Origin of the sequence: Streptomyces sp. ADMS (assembly GCF_033441795.1) — a bacterium.
Classification (GTDB): Bacteria; Actinomycetota; Actinomycetes; order Streptomycetales; family Streptomycetaceae; genus Streptomyces.
In genome coordinates this window covers 1-460 of record NZ_JAVFVX010000434.1, presented here as the reverse complement: position 1 = coordinate 460, position 460 = coordinate 1, and the positions used below count along the sequence as shown (strand labels likewise).

Annotated in this window: 1 pseudogene; it reads left to right on the top strand. The window is 72.8% G+C overall.

Features of this window, described 5'->3' with window-relative positions:
• Window positions 1–460: pseudogene (locus RB628_RS41425) on the top strand (hypothetical protein); the annotation flags it as partial.

Genomic DNA, 460 nt, shown 5'->3' with positions numbered 1-460 from the left:
CTGCCCGCGATCCCGGCGTCGGCGAAGGCCGAGGTCGACCGCAACCTCGCCCTGCTGAACACGCAGATCGCCGAGGCCAACAAGCGCATCGTCGACACCGTGGGCCAGGGCGGTCCGAACTTCGTCCAGAACGCGATCGTCGGTCCGCTCAAGGACAAGCGCGTGGCGACCATCAACCGCATCGCCACCGCCATCGGCCGCACCGCCGCCAAGCCCGTCGGCCTCGACGCGCTGGCACCCTGCACCCTCAACGCGGCCGGGGCGGCGGCGCCTGCCGCGACGCCGACCCAGCAGGCGGGCGGGAACACCGGGAATACGGGGAACACCGGCAACGCGGGCAACACGGGTAACGCGGGCAACAACAACGGCGCCGGCACCATCAGCTGCCCGGACGTGGCCTCGCGCCTGCCCGCGATCCCGGCGTCGGCGAAGGCCGAGGTCGACCGCAACCTCGCCCTGC